Raw genomic sequence first — 17,282 nt, 5'->3', positions numbered from 1 at the left:
AGCCTTCCAGGGCGTCGCTCGGGAGCCCCGGCCCTCGCCGGTGGCGAGGAGGGAGGTCCCGTCATGGAGAGAAAGCTCGTCTCGATTCAGCGCATCGACCACCTGGAGGCCATCCCCGGAGCCGACAACATCCTGAAGGCACGGGTGATGGGCTGGGACGTGGTGGTGAGGAAGGGCGAGTTCGCCCCCGGTGACGCGTGCGTCTTCTTCGAAATCGACAGCCAGCTTCCGGAGGGCGCGCCCTGGGCGGAGTTCCTCAGGGCCCGGAGCTTTCGCGTGAAGACCGCGCGACTGCGGGGCGTGCTGTCCCAGGGGCTCGCGCTGCCCACCTCCATCCTGGAGGGCGCGGTGCCCCCCGAGGGCACGGACGTGCGCGACAGCCTGGGGGTCGTGAAGTACGAGCCGGCACCGCCCGAGGGCAGCGACGTGGCCGGGCCCTTCCCGGGCGAGGTGCCGAGGACGGATGAAATCCGCCTGCAGTCGGCGCTCGGCGTCCTGGACGAGCTTCGAGGCCACGACTTCTTCGTAACGACGAAGCTGGATGGGACTTCCGCGACGTTCTTCAAGCCGCTCGACGGCCCGCTGGTGGCGTGCTCCCGGAACTGGTCTCTGCGACCCGGAACGAGCCGGGCGTGGACCGTGGCGAAGCGGTACTCGCTGGACACCGCGTTGCCCCCGGGCTTCGCCATCCAGGGGGAGCTGTGTGGCCCCGGCATCCAGAAGAACCGACTGGGGCTCGCCGAGGTGGACCTGTTCGTCTTCAGCGTCCACGACACCCGGACGGGACAGTTCCTGGGCCATGCGGACTTCGTCTCGTTCTGCGCGCGGCACGGGCTGCGCACGGTGCCGGTGGAGCACGTCGTCACGGGCGAGGCCGCGCGAACGTTTGACCAGGGACTGGAGCACTACCTGCGGCTCGCCCAGGGCCTCTACCCGGGCACGAAGAACCGCAAGGAGGGCATCGTCATCCGCCCGCTCGTCGAGCGGCACTCGCCCACGCTGGGCGGCAGGCTGTCGTTCAAGGTCATCAACAACGACTTCCTGCTCAAGGACGAGGACTGAGGCCGGGCGCGCTCACCGAGAGCCCACGGCTTCCCGAGGGAAGCCTCGGAGCCAACGCGTCAGCGCGGCGTTGGACCCGAGGTCTCTCGGGGCATCGAGGACGGAGACGCTTCCAGCACCGTCCTCAGCGCGGCTTCGGCGGCCCGCAGGCGCGCATCCTGCGGGTCCACGCGGCGCGCCTCTTCCAGTCTCTCCAACGCCCGGGGCAGCGCGCCCCGGGCCAGCTCGCACCGTACGCCCGCCTCCAGCGCCCCCGTTTCCGAGGGGCCATAGACCTGGGCCTCGTCCGCCGCGTGACACCCCTCCTCCACGCGACCGGCATCGAGCAGCGCGCGTGCGAGCTCCACCCGAGCGCCCACGTGCGAGGGTGACAAACGCACCGCCTCCGCGAGCGGAGTGACGGCCTCCCGCGACAACCCCAGCCGCCGCAACACCGCGCCCAGCTCCCGCTGAGGTCCCGGCGCTCCGGGCGACAGCAACGCCCGCCCTCGCGCCTCGCGCAGCACGGAGGGCTCGTCGAAGCGCAGCTCCGCCACCATCCGGCCCACGACCTCCTGATACGCGGGCCACCGCGCGGGCCAGGTGAAGACGAGGCGGTAGACCCACTCTCCCCGAGGCACGAAGAAGGCGAGCAGATGGCGCCCTCCATCGGGCCCTTCGAGCTCCGCGCGCAGCCGCTGCGCGACACGTCCTCCCACCAGCGTCCGCGACGGCCCCTGCACGGACAACGTCCGCCCCTCGGGTCCGGGCGCTCCCAAGGGCAGCGTCTCGTCATGGAAGTGCCGGGCCTGCGCCAGACCATCCACCGGCTCGCCCGCCTCGATGGCCTCCGCGGAGAACGTGGCGCGCCCCAGTCCGGGCAATCCATTGGAGAAGGTCCTCCGTCCCTGCCCGTCCACCTCGCCTCGCCAGCCTTCGGGCATCGCCACCGCGACGCCGAACCCGTCGTCCCGCTCCACGCGCCAGCCCGAGCGCTCCATCACCACCCCGCCCGCCACGAACAGCGCCGCGAGCACCCCTGCCAGCGGCTTCGCCAGACTCGTCCGAGAGGCCCGCTCGGAATCGCGTGGATCCAGGAACGCTCCCGCCAGCAACCCGGCCACCAGTCCACCCAGGTGCCCCGCGTTGTCCACGCCCACGGACGTCCAACCCATCCAGAGGAACACGAGCACCGTGGGAAGCGCGCTTTCCCCGGAGAGCCACCGCACACGGAAGCCCGGGCGCGAGCGGTGACGCCGGCCCAGCACCAGCAGCGCGCCCATGCATCCATAGACGAGCCCGGAGGCACCCACGCTCACCGCGCCCGACCAGGCGAGCGAACTCGCCATCGTGGTCAGTCCGGTGGCGATGAGCAGCGCGGCATAGTCACGACGGCGACAGGCTCTTTCGAGCGCCGTCCCCGCCGCCACCAGCACGGTGACATTGAGGGCCAGGTGCAGCGCATCCCGGTGCAGCAGGTTGGCCGACAAGAGCCGCCAGACCTGCCCCGCCTCGAGCACCAACGGCCCCGCCTTCGCGCCCCAACGCACCAGCGCGTCCACGTCGACGGGACCCAGGGCAACGAGGACCCCGTGGACAGCCACCAGGAGCCCCGCGAGGGCCAGGGTGACCCAGGGAATCGGACGTGCGCTCCCTTGGCCGGCCGATTGACCGATGGACAACAGACCCGGCTGCCCCGCCTCCTGGGGAGAAAGCCCTGTCATTTGAGGGGGATGCATGACTTGTGCGTTGAAAGGCCGTTCTGCTATGACTGTACGCGGATCGGACCCGTGCTGAAGCTCATCATCGAAGACGACGAGGGGCGCAAGACCGTTGTTCCCTTCGTGCGCGACGAGATCACCATCGGACGTCAGGAGGGAAACACCATCCGCCTGACCGAACGTAACGTGTCTCGTCGTCACGCACGACTGGTGCGGTTGAACGGCCATGTCGTGGTGGAGGATCTGGGGAGCTATAATGGCACCCGGATCAACGGAGAGCGCATCGCTGGTCAGTCGCCCCTCAGTGAGGGCGATCTGATCCAGATTGGCGACTACGACCTGGCACTCCAGGCCGAGGGCGCCGCGAATGCCGTTGGCCCCATCACCACCAAGGTACCCACACGCCGGCAGGAAGCCGAGCCCGAGGAGCCTGACCGCTCGGAGAGTGAGGAGGAGGCACCTGGAGACGGCGACGAGCACGACCACACGCCCCCATCCCAAGCCTCCGCGGACAAGCGGCGGAACTCGACCTCCATCATCCGGTTGGATCATGTCGAGGCCGACCGGCCCCGGAAGTTGGAGGACATCGATACAAAGGATGCGCCCCGGCTGGTGGTGCTGACCCCGGACGAGCTGCGGGGCCAGGAGTTCGCGTGCATCCGGACCGAGCTGCGCATCGGTCGCACGGACGACAACGACATCACGTTGGACCATCGTTCGCTGTCACGCACCCACGCCAAGCTGGTGCGCGAGGCGACGGGTGAGTGGCGCGTCATCGACATGCAGTCGGCGAACGGGATGACCGTCAACGGCGAGAGCTACGCCCAGGCCACCCTGAACAGCGGCGACATCGTCGAGCTGGGTCACGTGAAGCTGCGCTTCATGGGCGCGGGGGATGCCGGCGACGGCGAGGACGCTCCCGCCAGCGAAGGCGGCATGTCGAAGATGCCGCTGGTGGCCGGGCTCATCGCCCTGCTCCTGGGCGGTGGTGGCGTCGCGTTCTGGATGTCCAAGCAGGGCCAGGGCAATCAGCCCATCCAGGACCCGGTGGTTGCTCAGCCGACCCAGCCCGTGGAGCCTCCGCCCGCCCCTCCCGTGAAGCCGCCCGAGGACACCCGGGTTCCGCCGACGGCGCAGACCGGGACGACGGCCCCTCCGGAGACCCCGCCCGAGCCGGTGAAGCCGACGACCGAAGAGCTCATGGCCGCGGCGCTCAAGGCGTTCGATGCCCTGGACTTCAAGGGCGCCCGGACCGAGCTGGAGAAGACCCGCGGCGCGGACGGAAAATACCCCCGCGACGCGAAGAAGCTCCTGGACGACGTGGCGGTCGAAGAGGTCGTCGAGACCGAACTCAACAAGGCCAAGCAGGCGCTGGATGCGAACAGGCCCGATGAGGCGAAGGCGCCGCTCGAAGCCAGCGCAAAGACCAAGCTCTATATCGCGCGGTATACGTCGCTGAAGGCCCAGTACGATGCGAAGATGAAGGAGCTCGAAGCGGCCAGGGCGAAGCCTCCTCCGGCGGCGGTGCCGGCCGCCGGGAAGGAAGAGCCCCCGCCTGTTGCCAACGCCGCGGACGCGCTCAACGAGCAGACCGGTCAGCTCGTGGCGCGTGCTGGCGCGCTCATCAAGAAGCAGAAGTACCGAGAGGCGCTCGCCGTCGCGGACCAATGCGCCAAGCTGGATGGAGAGAACCCCGACTGCCATCTCATGCTGGGCATCGCCAAAGCCCGGCTCGACGAGATTGACGACGGCGCGAAGCACTACCGGAGGTTCCTGGAACTCGCTCCGGCCGACCATCCCTATCGCAAGGGCGTCGAGTCACAACTGAAAGACTACGACGGCAGAAAGCAGTAAAACCAGGGAGGAGAACCATCCCCCCATCGGCTGCGCGTGCTCGCCCCCTCCCCGAGCCCCAGCTCGACGAAGTTCACCTGCAGCGAGGAGACGCTGTGCAGATTCGCATCCTGGTGGTTGATGACGAGCAGGACAACTGCGACTACCTCAAGCTGGTGCTGACCCGCGAAGGCTACGAGGTCGTGACCACGACGGACCCCACGCAGACAGTGGAGATCCTCCGAGGTTCCGACTTCCACCTCGTCATCCTCGACATGATGATGCCGCAGATGTCGGGGACCGAGGTGCTTGAGCTGATCCGCAAGTACGATACGGACGTTGCCGTCATCGTCGCCACCGCGTACCCCACGGTGGATACGGCGGTCGCCTCGCTCAAGGCCCAGGCTTCTGACTACGTCAAGAAGCCCATGGAGCCGGAGCAGTTCATCACCGCGGTCCGCAACGCCCTCCAGAAGAAGGGCTTGTCCCAGGACCCGGAGGCGGACCTGCACCGCGCCATCGGTCGCACCATCCGCGACGCGCGCAAGACGCAGGAGCTCACGCTCAAGCAGCTCGCGCGACGCACCGGCCTGTCCGTGTCATTGCTGTCCCAGATTGAACGCGCGGAGTCCTCCGCGTCCATCTCGTCGCTCTACAAGATTGCCTCGGCGCTGCAGCTGCGCATGGGCGAGCTGTTCGGCGACACCTGAAGCCCCGAAACCGCCTCGCCGGCCGCGTGACTAGCGGCCGGTGAAGCGGGGCGGACGCTTCTCCAGGAAGGCCGCACGCCCTTCCTTCGCGTCCTCGCTCCCAAACGCCGTCGCGCGAAGCGCTCTGAGCCTCGCCTGCTCCGCGTCACGCAGTGGCGCCCGCGACAGCAGCCCGAAGGACTCCTTCATCCCCGACACCGCGCCCGGTGCATGGCCCGCCAGCGTCGCGCACAGCGCGAAGGCCTGGGCCTCCGCGTCGTCCTCGCACGCGTCGAGCAGTCCCCAGTCCAGCGCCTCACGCGCATCCAGCTTCCGCGCCGTGAGGAAGAGCTGCTTCGCCCGGGACAGGCCCACCAGGCGCGTCGCCCGCGCCAGGCCCTCCGGCGAGTAGACGATGCCCAGCTTCGCCGGGGGCATGAGGAAGACGGTGTCCGGCGCGCCCACCCGGAAGTCGCACGAGGCCGCCAGGTCGAAGCCCGCGCCCACGGCCGCCCCCTGCACCAGCGCCACGCTGGGCACGGGGTGGTGCTCCAGCTTGAGCAGACACTCCACCAGCGCGTCATCCGGCAGGCGCCCGTCCGCACCCGGGGGCCCCAGGTGCGTCAAGTCGTAGCCCGCGCAGAAGGTGCCACCCGCGCCCCGCACCAGCAGCACCCGCACGTGTGGCGCGGGCTCCAGCGCCGCGTCCAACCGGGCCAGCATCGCGTCATTCAGCGCGTTGCGCCGGGCCGGGTTGGACAGCGTCAACACCCGAACGCCGCCCTCGCGGTCTTCCACCTCCACCGAGGGCTCCACCACGACTACCCGAGCACCACGAGGACATCACCCTCGTTGACGGACTGAGCCTCCTTGCACCGAATCTCCTTCACGGTGCCGGCCTCGGTCGTCTCCACCGGCATCTCCATCTTCATGGACTCGAGGATGACCAGCGTGTCGCCCTCTTTGACTTGCTGGCCGACCTGCACCTCGATCTTCCACACGGTGCCGGTGATATGCGCCGCAACGTCCGCCATAAGTCCGTTCCTCCAAAGGGGTGATGAAGCGGGAGCCTGCCACTACGCCGGCTTCGCGTGATGCTCCAGGAAATGCGTATCCAGCTCGCCGGCCTTGAAGGCCGCATCCTGAACGATTCGCAGGTGGAGCGGGATGTTCGTCTTGATGCCTTCGATGCGGAAGGACTGAAGCGCCGTCACCGAGCGCTCAATCGCCTCCGCGCGCGTGGCGCCGGAGATGATGAGTTTGGCGATGAGCGGGTCGTAGTTCGGCGTGACGGTGTTGCCCTCGGCATAGCCCGCGTCCAGGCGCACGCCCTCGCCCGTGGGAGGCTGGAACACCTTCAGCGGCCCCGGTGACGGGAAGAACTTCACCGGGTCCTCCGCGTAGATGCGGAACTCCAGCGCCGCCCCGCGCCGCTTCACGTCCTCCTGCTTCACCGTGAGGTGCTCGCCCGCGGCGATGCGCAGCTGCCAGCCGATGAGGTCCAGCCCCGTGGTCAGCTCCGTCACCGGGTGCTCCACCTGGAGCCGCGCGTTCATCTCGATGAAGTAGACCTGTCCGTCCGAGTACAGGAACTCCACCGTGCCCGCGTTGGCGTAGCCGAACGTCTTGGCCGCTGTCACGGCCGCGGTGAAGAGCGTCTGGGCCAGCTCCGCGTTCTTCCCGTCCGCGAACAGCACGGACGGCGCCTCCTCCACCACCTTCTGGTGGCGCCGCTGGATGGAGCACTCGCGCTCCAGACAGTGGATGAGGTGGCCGTGGTGATCTCCCAGAATCTGCACCTCGATGTGGCGAGGCGCGGGGAAGTAGCGCTCCAGGTACACGCCCTCACGGCCGAAGGCGGACTTCGCCCGGTCCGTGCACTGGCGGAACACCTTCTCCAGCTCGGCGGGGTTGTTCGCCGCCGCCATGCCGATGCCGCCGCCGCCGCCCGCGGCCTTGCACAACACCGGGTAGCCGATGCGCTCGGCCTCGGCCAGCGCGGTGGCCACGTCCGGCACCAGACCCTCGCTGCCGGGCACCACGGGGACGCCCGCCGCGGACACCAGCTTGCGCGCCTGGCTCTTGTCCTTCATCCGCGCCATGGCCTCCGGCGGCGGACCCACGAAGATGAGTCCCGCGTCCTGGCACGCCTGGGCGAACTCTCCGTTTTCGGACAGAAACCCGTAGCCGGGGTGCACGGCCTGGGCGCCCGTCTTCTTCGCGGCCTCGAGAATCGCGGGGATGCTCAGGTAGCTGTCCTTCGCCGGAGCGGGGCCGATGCGCACGGCCTCGTCCGCTTCCTTCACGAACGGCAGCTCCGCGTCCGGGTCCGAGTACACGGCCACCGTCTTGAGCCCCATCTGCCGGGCCGCCGCGCCGATGCGACGGGCGATTTCTCCCCGGTTGGCGATGAGCAACTTCTGGAACATGGCGCGTGCCCTCGTGTGCGGAAGGGCGGCGAACCTAACCCCCGCCCCCCTCCCTGACAAGGGCGCGGGCAGGCGTGCAACAGGTCCCTACAGTCCAGTAAATTTGCGGCTCTACAAAGGCATGACGTACCTTGCCACACCGTGAAGCCCACCTCTTCCTCAGGCACCGGCGTTGGCGTGGTCGACCTCCATGGCGCTCGCCGCGCGCGTCGGTTGGACCTCTACCGGACCCGCCAGTCGGACCGCGTCCGCAGCGTCCGAGGCACGCTCGAAGCCCTCACGCAGAGCGGCACGCTCTTCACCCAGGAGGGTACGCGCCGAGGGCTGTCGCTCCTCAAGGCGCTCCAGTTGCTGCAGCGCGCCAGTGCCCGGCTGGAGGAGCTGGCCGGTGGCGGCGTGATTCCGGCGCCCCGCAAGCAGGAGCGCATCGACGCGCTGTATGAAGAGCTGGACACCCTCTTCACCCGCGCGGACAAGCTGGCCGGGCGTGACGAGGCGAGCGTGGCGCGGTTGCCCGCCCGCTGAGCCCCACGTCGCCTGACGGCTACGGCAGCTCGGTCTGCCCCTGGCGGCGCAGGAAGGTGGGGATGTCGAACTGGTCCTCGTCCAGGGGGAGCGCGGAGTCCTTCACCACGGCGGTCCGGTTGCTGACGGACTTGTTGTTGTCCACGGCCGCCAGCGGACGGGAAGCGCCACTCTTGGCAGGCACCAGGCTGGCCACTTCCTCGCGCACGCTGTGGATGAGCACCGACTGCTGCGCGGGCCGCGCCAGGGGAACCTGGACCACCGGCGTCACCGTGCGCACCTTGGGCGCGTCGCGGTGGACGAAGCCGGTGGCGATGATGGTGATTTTCACCTCATCCTGAATCTGGTCGTCGATGAGCGAGCCGAAGATGATCTCCGCCTCGCTGTCCGCCGCATCGTGGACCAGGGTCAACGCCTCGTTGACCTCCTGGAGCGTCATGTCCCGACCGCCGGTGATGTTGATGAGCAGGCCCGTGGCGCCGTCGATGGAGACGTCCTCCAGCAGCGGGCTGGAGATGGCCTGCTGCATGGCGGTGAGCGCGCGCTTGTCGCCGGACGAGTGCCCGGTGCCCATGAGCGCCAGGCCCTTGTCGCTCATGATGGTCTTCACGTCGGCGAAGTCGACGTTGATGTAGCCGTGGTACTGGATGAGGTCGCTGATGCCCTGCACGGCATTCAGCAGCACCTCATCGGCGCGCTTGAAGGTCTCCAAGAGCGGCATTGGCTCGTTGGAGAGCGACAGCAGGCGCTGGTTCGGAATGGTGATGAGCGTGTCCACCGCGGCCTTGAGCTCGACGATGCCCTGCTCGGCCTGCTTGCGGCGCTTGTTGCCCTCGAAGAGGAAGGGCTTGGTGACGACGCCCACCGTGAGGCAACCCAGGCTCTTGGCGATGTCGGCGATGATGGGCGCCGCGCCCGTGCCGGTGCCGCCGCCCATGCCCGCCGTGACGAAGACCATGTCGGCGCCCTCGAGCACCGCGGCAATCTGGTCTCGCGACTCCAGCGCGGCCTCGCGGCCCATCTCCGGGTTGGCGCCGGCGCCCAGGCCCTTGGTCAGCGTCTGGCCCAGCTGCAGCCGCGTGGGCGCCTTGCTGGCGGCCAACGCCTGGATATCCGTGTTGGCGGCGATGAAGTCCACGCGGTCCAGCTTGGACAGAATCATCGTGTTGACCGCGTTGCAGCCGGCCCCACCCGCCCCGACGACCCGAATCTTGGCGGCCTGCTTGTTCTGATCGAACTGGTCCATGGCGGTCCTTTCGGCAGGCGTCGCGCGATGCAGCGCGCAAGCCTCCAACCTCCGCAATCATCAGCAAGTCCGGATCTTTGGCAAGTATTCCGCTACGCACATGTAGCGGGATGGCGCGGCGCCGAGTCCTGACGCGGACTTACGCAGCGGCCCCGAAAGCAGGCAGCGCGGCGTGGCGGGTCCACTTCGCCCCTTGACTCGCGCTGGATGGAGCACCCTGGCAGGTCTCCCCGCATCGGCGCCACCCCTTTCCCCCCTGTTCCACGACACACGTGGAGGGTCTTCACGGAGCGTCACGCGCCCCCGACTCCGGGTGGTGGACGGACCTCCCCTAAAAAACCGAGGGTGGCCCCGGACGACTTGCCGGAACCACCCTCGCGTCAACGACTTTGGCTGTCAGCCCCGGGGCACCACGGTGGGCGCCCGGGGCGGCGCGACGACATCAGGGGGCCACGCGCTCCACTTCCACCTTGCCAATGCGGACGATGTTGAACTCCACGCGCCGGTTGTTCTCGCGGCCCTTCGCCGTCTTGTTGGTGTCGACGGGCTTCGTCTCACCGTAGCCCTGCGACTCCAGGCGGGCGGCGTCGATGCCCTCCTTCACCAGGAAGGCACGCACGTTGGCGGCGCGGCGCTTGGACAGGTCCAGGTTGGACGCGTCGTTGCCCTGGTCATCCGTGTGCCCCTCCACCCGCAGCAGCTCCACCTGCGGGTTGGCGCGCAGCACCGCGGCCACCTGCTTCAGCAGCGGGAAGGAGCGCGGGAGGATGATGTCCTTGCCCGTGGCGAAGTAGACCTTCTCCAGGATGAGGATGCGCTCGCCATCCACCTGGACCTTCACCTTGCCCTTGTCGGGGCAGCCGTCCTCGTCCGCCACGCCGTTGATGACCTCGGGCTCGTTGGGGCACTTGTCCGCGACGTCCGGGATGCCGTCCTTGTCGTTGTCCGGGTCCGGGCAGCCGTCCCCATCCTGGAAGCCGTCCTTGTCCTCGGGCTGGTTCGGGCACTTGTCATCCGGGTCGAAGAGGCCGTCGCCATCGGTGTCCACGGGCGGAGCCTCGTCGGGGCAGCCTTCCTCGTCCTGGAAGCCGTTCTTCGTCTCTGGCTCGTTCACGCACTTGTCGTCGCCATCGAGGATGCCGTCCTGGTCATTGTCCGGGTCCGGGCAGCCATCCGCGTCCTCGAAGCCGTCCTTGTCCTCGGGCTGCGTGGGGCACTTGTCGTCCGGGTCGTAGAGGCCGTCGCCGTCCGTGTCCACCGGCGGAGGAGGCGCCGCCTTCTTGGGCTCGGGCGGAGGGCTGTAGCCGAAGCCCGCCAGCAGCCGGTAGCCGGGCGTGCCGTAGCCCCGGGTGAGGCCCGGTCCACCGCCCAGGTGCGCCGTGAATCCGCTCACCGCGCGGTACTTCAGCGCGGCCAGCAGCTCCAGCGGGCTCTCCTCCGTGTCCTGCTCGTCCAGGCCGATGGCGCCAATCACCGTCGCCTCGGCGGACAGCGGCAGTCGGCCCAGCGTGAAGGGAATCTCCGTGCCCAGGCCGTAGGTGAACGCGTTGCCCGCCGTCAGGTTGCGCAGCACCTGCTTCTCGCGGATGTCCACGCCGACGTTGGCGGCGAAGCGGACCTTCTCGCCGTACTCGGCCACCAGCTTGGGCTGCACGCTCACCCCGGAACCGCCGAGGAAGTCGTTGCCACCCGCCGTGGGAAGCGACACCGGCACCGCCAGCGCGAGGCCGAAGCGCTCCCCATCAATCAGGCGCGCCTTCGGCACCAGTCGCAGGTCGCCGATACCACCGCCGCCCACGCCCTGCGAGAAGGACGAGTCCACCTGCGGCGCCGGGTCCGAGCCCTGAATCGTCACGGGCAGAATCACGCCGATTTCGAAGCGGTCGAACAGACCCACCGCGCCCATCAGGTCGATGCCCAGCTGACGGCTTACCAGCGCGGTGATGAACCGGTCCGAGCGAGGGTCCAGGAAGTTGAGCGGCTTGCTCCCGTAGTTGAGAGACAGGCCGAGGTTCAACCCCAGGTGGCGCTGCACGCGGGCGCTGTGGATGCCGAGGATGTCCTCGGCGCCCGGGCCCGGCTTGAAGCGCTGCACGTCGATGGACTGCGACACGGGGCCCGGCGTCGTCACCTGCGCATGGGCAGGCTGGGCCGCGAGCGTACCCGCGAGGACCAGGCCTCCGGTGACGGCCGCCGCCACGCCCCGCGACGAGCGCCCCGCCACGCGGCGGAGGCGACCGAACAGGGGCAGTGCCAGGAACAGCAGCGCCAGCGGAGCGAAGGTGCCCGCCCCACCCGTGCTGCAGCCACGGCCCACGACGACGAAGTCGTCATCGCCGTTCAGCGGGTTGGAGCCCCCGTTGACCTCGTCACCGTCGCTCGCACCACCAGCGTCGGTGTCGCGGTTGTTCGGGTCCGTCTCGCCGTTGTCGAAGCCACCGTTGTGGTTGGCGTCCTCGCGGCCGTCGTTCAGGCCGTCCCCGTCCGTGTCCGGGTTGAGGGGGTTCGTCGCATTGGTACCCGTGACTTCCACGCCGTCGTTCAGGTCGTCGTCGTCCGTGTCGGCGTCGTTCGGGTCCGTCTCCGTGGCGTCCACGCGGCCGTTGTGGTCCGCGTCCTCCCGGCCGTCGTTCAGACCATCACCATCCGTGTCCGGATTCGTCGGGTCGGTGGTGGTGGTGGGGTCCAGGTCCGGCTCGAAGTTCGGCGAGTCGACGTTGGTGCCCGGAGGCGCCGTCTCCCGCGTCACGCCGCTCTCCGTGCCGTCGTTGATGCCGTCGTTGTCGCTGTCCGGATCCAACGCGTCGATGGTGCCGTCCCCATCCGTGTCGGTGAGGGCCTCATCGCCGTCCGGCACGCCGTCGTCGTCCGTGTCCGCGTCATGCGGATCCATGCCGAGCTCGATTTCGCGCTCGTCGCTCACGCCGTCCAAGTCGGAGTCCACATCGTCGGCGGCCAGGTTCGGGTCCGTCTCGCCCGGGTCGATGCGGCCGTTGTGGTTCGCGTCCTCCACGCCGTCACGCACGCTGCCACCGTCCGTGTCCGGGTTGAGGGGGTTGGTGACGGTGGTCGGGTCCGCATCGGGGATGAAGACCGTCGCGTCGGTGTCCGAGCCCTCGGGCACGGTCTGGCCCAGCTCCGTGCCGTCCTGGATGCCGTCGCCGTCCGTGTCCGCCTCGTTCGGGTCGGTCTCGTCCGCGTCGACGATGCCGTCGTGGTCCTTGTCCTCGGTGCCGTCCATCAGACCGTCGTCATCCGAGTCGTCGTCGAGAGGATCCGTCCCGCCGACTTCCACCTCGATGCCGTCCGACACGCCATCGCCGTCCGTGTCCGGGTTGTTCGGGTCCGTGCCGATGGCAATCTCCTCCGTGTCCGTCAGGCCGTCGCCGTCCGTGTCCAGGCCAATGGACCAGATGAAGTGGGCGGGCGTGGGGTCCACGTCGCCGTCCGCGTCCACCGCGCGCACCTGGAAGGTGTGCGTTCCCTCGGGCAGGCCCGTGAAGTTGATGGGGCTGGTGCAGGGGGTGAAGGCCGCGCCGTCGAGCGAGCACTCGAAGGTGTCACGCGGGTCTCCCGTGACGGAGTTGAAGCTGAACTCCGCGTCGGTGCTGGCGGTGTTCACGGGCGGGCTCGCGGTGATGCGCGTGTCCGGCACGGAGTTCACCGTGAAGGTGTTCGTGTCCGTGGCGGTGTTGCCATTCACATCCTCCGCCGTGGCCGTCACCGAGTGCGGCCCGTCGACCAGCGGCGTGGCCACCGGCACCGACCAGCTGCCGTCGACGCCCGCCGTCGCCGTACCCACCGTGGTGCCGTCCACCACCACCGTCACCGTGGCGCCCGGCTCCGCCGTACCCGAGTACGTCACCACCGGGTTGGTCACCGTGGAGCCCTCCGCCGGCGTGGTGATGCTCACCGACGTCGTGGCGTCCACCGTGAAGGCGTTGGTGTCCGTCGCGGTGTTGCCCTGGGCGTCTTCCGCCGAGGCCGTCACCGAGTGCGCTCCATCCGCCAGCTCCGCCGCCACCGGCACGGACCAGCTGCCGTTCGCCGCCGCCGTCACCGTGCCCACCACCGTGCCGTCCACCGTGACAGTCACCGTGGCGCCCGGCTCCGCGGTCCCCACGTACGTCACCACTCCGTCGGTCAGCACCGCGCCCTCGGCGGGAGTGGTGATGCTCACCGTCGTGGCCGTGTCCACCGTGAAGGTGTTCGTGTCCGTCGCGGTGTTGCCGTCGCCGTCCTCGGCGGTGGCCACCACCGTGTGCGAGCCGTCCGTCAGCGTCGTGGCCACCGGCACCGACCAGCTGCCATCGACACCCGCCGTCACCGTGCCCACCACCGTGCCGTCCACCGTGACAGTCACCGTGGCGCCCGCTTCGGCCGTACCCGAGTACGTCACCACGGGGTTGCCGACCGTCGAGCCGTCCGCCGGCGTGGCGATGTTCACGTTCGTCGACGTGTTCACCGTGAAGTTGTTCGTGTCCGTGGCGGTGTTGCCGAATGCGTCCTCGGCCGTGGCCGTCACCGTGTGGGGACCTTCGCCCAGCGACGAGTTGCCCGGCACCGACCAACTGCCGTTCGCCGCCGCCGTCACCGTGCCCACCACCGTGCCGTCCACGGTGACAGTCACCGTGGCGCCCGGCTCCGCGGTACCCGAGTACGTCACCATCGGGTCGCTGATGGTCGAACCATCCGCAGGCGTGGTGATGCTCACGTTCGTCGACGTGTCCACCGTGAAGGTGTTCGTGTCCGTCGCGGTGTTGCCGTTCGCGTCCTCGGCCGTGGCCGTCACCGTGTGAGGACCTTCACCCAGCGACGAGTTGCCCGGCACCGACCAGCTGCCGTTCGCCGCCGCCGTCGTCGTGCCCACCACCGTACCATCCACTTCCACCGTCACCGTGGCGCCCGGCTCCGCGGTACCCGAGTACGTCACCATCGGGTCGCTGATGGTCGAGCCATCCGCGGGCGTGGTGATGCTCACGTTCGTCGACGCGTCCACCGTGAAGGTGTTCGTGTCCGTCGCGGTGTTGCCGCTCGCGTCCTCGGCCGTGGCCGTCACCGAGTGAGGACCGTCGCCCAGCGACGAGTTGCCCGGCACCGACCAGGTGCCATTCGCCGCCGCCGTCGTCGTGCCCACCGTATTGCCGTCCACCACCACCGTCACGGTGGCTCCCGGCTCCGCGGTGCCCGAGTACGTCACCGCGCCGTCGTCCAGCACCGCGCCTTCCGCCGGCGTGGTGATGCTCACGTTCGTCGTCGCATCCACCGTGAAGGCGTTGGTGTCCGTCGCGGTGTGGTTCAGCGCATCCGTCGCCGTCGCCGTCACCGAGTGCGGCCCATCCGCCAGCGGCGTCGCCACCGGCACCGACCAGATTCCGTTCGCCGGCACCGTCACCGTGCCCACCGTGGCGCCGTCGACACGCACCACCACCGTGGCGCCCGGCTCACCCGTGCCCGAGTACGTCACCACTCCGTTGGTCAGCACCGCACCCTCGGCCGGCGTCGTCACGCTCACGAACGTGCCCGTGTCCACCGTGAAGGTGTTCGTGTCCGTCGCGGTGTGGTTCAGCGCATCCGTCGCCGTCGCCGTCACCGAGTGCGCGCCGTCCGCCAGCGCCGCGGCCACCGGCACCGACCAGGTGCCGTTCGCCGCCGCCGTCACCGTGCCCACCGTGGTGCCATCCACCACCACCGCCACCGAGGCGCCGGGCTCCGCAGTTCCCGAGTACGTCACCACACCGTTGGTCAGCACCGCACCCTCGGCCGGCGTCGTGACACTCACCGACGTCGCCGTGTCCACCGTGAAGGTGGACGTCGTGGCCGTGCTCGTACGGGTCGCATCCTGGGACACGACCGAGATGTTGTAGACGCCGTCCGTCACCGCGACGGGAATCGGGAACGTCCAGTTACCGCCGGTCACGGCGATGGCCGGGTACGTCACGCCATTCAGCGTGAGCACCACGGACGTGGCACCGCCCGACGCCGTGCCAGTGATTTGCGTTGGCGCGGTCATGAGCACCGCGTTGTTCGCCGGAGTGACGACGACCGGCGGAGGCAGCGCGTTCTGCACCGTGAAGGTGTTGGTGTTGCTGACCATGCTCGAGGCGCCGTTCAGCACGGACACGGCATTCACCGTGTGCACGCCCGTCGTCAGGTCCACGACCGGCGTGTACGTGAAGTTGCCCGCGGCATCCGCCGTGACGGTGGCCAGCACCACGCCGTCCACGGAGATGACGACCGAGGAGTTCGGGGTCGCAGTGCCAGTGATGGGAGGACGCACGCCCGTGGTGGAGCCGTTGGCGGGCGTCACGACCACCGGGGCCGACGGCGTCACGAAGGGGCCCGCCAGGGTGGTGATGACACCGGGACTGCCCGCGATGGCGCCGTAGGTGAGGCCATCCGGAGCGCCCGCCGTGGGCTGCGTGCCCGGGATGCCCCCCGCGACGGAGGGGGAGCAATTCATCGTGCCGCCCTGGAGCAGGATGTGACCACCACCACCGCCGCCGCCCGTGCCGTGCTCAGGGAAGACCGTGCTGCCGCCGTTACCGCCGCGCGCCAACACCAGGTTGTTGCCGCAGGTCAACGCACCCGTGACGCGCAGATAAATCGTTCCACCCGAGCCACCTCCACCCGCCGCGTCGTTGGCATCCTCGCGAGCGTTTTCACCCGCCACGCCATTGGAGGAAATCGTCCCCGCGCCAGCCAGCGAAGCCGCGCGAATGAACACGATGCCGCCCGCCGCGCTGCCGCCGCCGCCAAAGTCGTCGTTGCTATGACCCGCACCGCCACCACCACCGAAGAGCAGATGGTCCACCGCGCTGAAGTCCATGCGCGTGCCGCCCAGACCGCCCACGTCACGAGAGGGAGCAGGAGCGCCAGTCGTGGCATGAGTATCGCCACTCCATGTGCGGCCGCCCTTGCCACCCGCCCCCGCGCTGCCACCACCGCCGCCACCCGAGTTGTGGCAGATACCGCCGCCCGCGCCGTTCGCGATGTTGCCGTAGCCCGTCGTTCCCGCCGCGAAGGGGTCCGTGTTGTCGTAGCTCCCCAGCGCCACGCCCTCGCCCTTCGGCGCGCCGCCCGGATAGGCCTGGTTGATGCCGGTGCAGCCATCTCCGGCACCATTCCAGAAGATGCCGCCGCGGAAGCCCGCGTTGGTCGCGGAGATGGAGCCCGCGTTGTTCACCGCGCCCGTGGCCAGGAAGATGAGCACGCCACCCGTGGTGCCATCCCACGGCCTGGCGACGAGGCTTCCCGCCGCGTTGACGGTCACCGTGGAGTACTCGGGAACGCGGATGGCCTGCGTCCCGGTGTTGGCCGCGAAGGCCACCGTGAGCGGCGCGGTGAAGGTGAGGCGCGTCGCCGTCAGCGCCTGCACGCGCCCGAACTGCCACCGGCCCACCGCCACGTTGGCGGGAGCGTTCAGGTCGATGGGCGTCTGGCTGCCCGACGTCGGGGCCGTGAGGCCCGCTGCCTGGAACACCAGCACCAGGTCGTTCATCGCGAAGCCCGTCGACGAGGCCACCGTGACGAAGTTCTGGCCGGCGGGAACCGCCGCCGTCACCCGCGTATAGGTGTTGACGATGGTGCCAGCCGCGTTGACGGTGAGCGCTCCATCCGAGCCATCGCCCAGGTGGACGGTGTCAGCGGACGCGTAGGCAGAAGGGGCCACCAGCGCGGCACACAGGAGCGCCAGCAGGCCGACGGCGGGCAAGCGAGCACGTACGCGCCGCGACTCGACCAGCGAAGTAGGAGTTTGTGGGTTCGGTTTCATAGGCCTGGGCCGCGCGGAGTGAAG

10 protein-coding genes are annotated in these 17,282 nt (G+C 69.3%); 4 read left to right on the top strand and 6 right to left on the bottom strand.

The annotated features are described in order from the left end of the window. Nucleotides 1-63: 63 nt before the first annotated feature. Complete coding sequence (locus HUA74_RS01715; protein WP_174453145.1) at nt 64-1,062, top strand: RNA ligase (ATP); 999 nt, start codon at nt 64-66, stop codon at nt 1,060-1,062. Nucleotides 1,063-1,121: 59 nt separating this feature from the next. Here the strand turns inward: HUA74_RS01715 and HUA74_RS01710 are convergent, their stop codons facing one another. After that, entirely contained in the window at nt 1,122-2,780 is a 1,659-nt protein-coding gene (locus HUA74_RS01710; protein WP_174453144.1) for a rhomboid family intramembrane serine protease, read from the bottom strand. A 51-nt stretch (nt 2,781-2,831) separates the two neighbouring features. On the opposite strand from HUA74_RS01710, the gene HUA74_RS01705 reads away from it, so the two are divergent. Next, a complete protein-coding gene (locus HUA74_RS01705) occupies nt 2,832-4,616 on the top strand; it encodes an FHA domain-containing protein (protein WP_371817183.1) in 1,785 nt (594 codons plus the stop codon). A gap of 95 nt (nt 4,617-4,711) precedes the next feature. Next, on the top strand, nt 4,712-5,305 hold the full coding sequence (locus HUA74_RS01700) for a response regulator (protein WP_141648350.1): 594 nt from the start codon (nt 4,712-4,714) through the stop codon (nt 5,303-5,305). A 30-nt stretch (nt 5,306-5,335) separates the two neighbouring features. Here the strand turns inward: HUA74_RS01700 and HUA74_RS01695 are convergent, their stop codons facing one another. Genes HUA74_RS01695 through HUA74_RS01685 form a run of 3 tightly spaced genes read right to left on the bottom strand, consistent with a single transcriptional unit; the run spans nt 5,336 to nt 7,713 of the window. After that, nucleotides 5,336-6,100, bottom strand: a complete 765-nt coding sequence (locus HUA74_RS01695) for an enoyl-CoA hydratase/isomerase family protein (RefSeq protein WP_141648355.1) — start codon at nt 6,098-6,100, stop codon at nt 5,336-5,338. Nucleotides 6,101-6,105: 5 nt separating this feature from the next. Next, complete coding sequence (locus tag HUA74_RS01690) at nt 6,106-6,318, bottom strand: biotin/lipoyl-binding carrier protein (protein WP_141648351.1); 213 nt, start codon at nt 6,316-6,318, stop codon at nt 6,106-6,108. A gap of 42 nt (nt 6,319-6,360) precedes the next feature. Then, on the bottom strand, nt 6,361-7,713 hold the full coding sequence (locus tag HUA74_RS01685; protein ID WP_174453142.1) for an acetyl/propionyl/methylcrotonyl-CoA carboxylase subunit alpha: 1,353 nt from the start codon (nt 7,711-7,713) through the stop codon (nt 6,361-6,363). Nucleotides 7,714-7,854: 141 nt separating this feature from the next. Between HUA74_RS01685 and HUA74_RS01680 the strand changes: the two genes are divergently transcribed. Next, nucleotides 7,855-8,238: a hypothetical protein gene (locus HUA74_RS01680; protein WP_246137771.1), complete on the top strand. Its 384-nt coding sequence runs from the start codon at nt 7,855-7,857 to the stop codon at nt 8,236-8,238. Between the two features lie 19 nt (nt 8,239-8,257). Here the strand turns inward: HUA74_RS01680 and ftsZ are convergent, their stop codons facing one another. Then, the gene (ftsZ, locus tag HUA74_RS01675; RefSeq protein WP_141648353.1) at nt 8,258-9,484 is read right to left on the bottom strand and encodes a cell division protein FtsZ; all 1,227 of its coding nucleotides are present in this window, start codon (nt 9,482-9,484) and stop codon (nt 8,258-8,260) included. 442 nt (nt 9,485-9,926) lie between these two features. Beyond that, nucleotides 9,927-17,258, bottom strand: coding sequence for an Ig-like domain-containing protein (locus tag HUA74_RS01670; RefSeq protein WP_174453141.1), 7,332 nt, complete (start codon nt 17,256-17,258; stop codon nt 9,927-9,929). Nucleotides 17,259-17,282: the final 24 nt, after the last annotated feature.

This window comes from Myxococcus sp. CA051A, from assembly GCF_013336705.1.
GTDB classification, from domain to species: Bacteria; Myxococcota; Myxococcia; order Myxococcales; family Myxococcaceae; genus Myxococcus; species Myxococcus llanfairpwllgwyngyllgogerychwyrndrobwllllantysiliogogogochensis.
The sequence above is the reverse complement of the archived record's forward strand: the minus strand, read 5'-3'. Positions and strand labels throughout refer to the sequence as shown.

Excerpts from the sequence above, each read along its gene's own strand:
- HUA74_RS01690 (WP_141648351.1), bottom strand. The coding sequence starts at position 6,318 with ATGGCGGACGTTGCGGCGCATATCACCGGCACCGTGTGGAAGATCGAG.
- HUA74_RS01715 (WP_174453145.1), top strand. The coding sequence starts at position 64 with ATGGAGAGAAAGCTCGTCTCGATTCAGCGCATCGACCACCTGGAGGCC.
- HUA74_RS01710 (WP_174453144.1), bottom strand. The coding sequence starts at position 2,780 with ATGCATCCCCCTCAAATGACAGGGCTTTCTCCCCAGGAGGCGGGGCAG.
- ftsZ (WP_141648353.1), bottom strand. The coding sequence starts at position 9,484 with ATGGACCAGTTCGATCAGAACAAGCAGGCCGCCAAGATTCGGGTCGTC.
- HUA74_RS01670 (WP_174453141.1), bottom strand. The coding sequence starts at position 17,258 with ATGAAACCGAACCCACAAACTCCTACTTCGCTGGTCGAGTCGCGGCGC.
- HUA74_RS01685 (WP_174453142.1), bottom strand. The coding sequence starts at position 7,713 with ATGTTCCAGAAGTTGCTCATCGCCAACCGGGGAGAAATCGCCCGTCGC.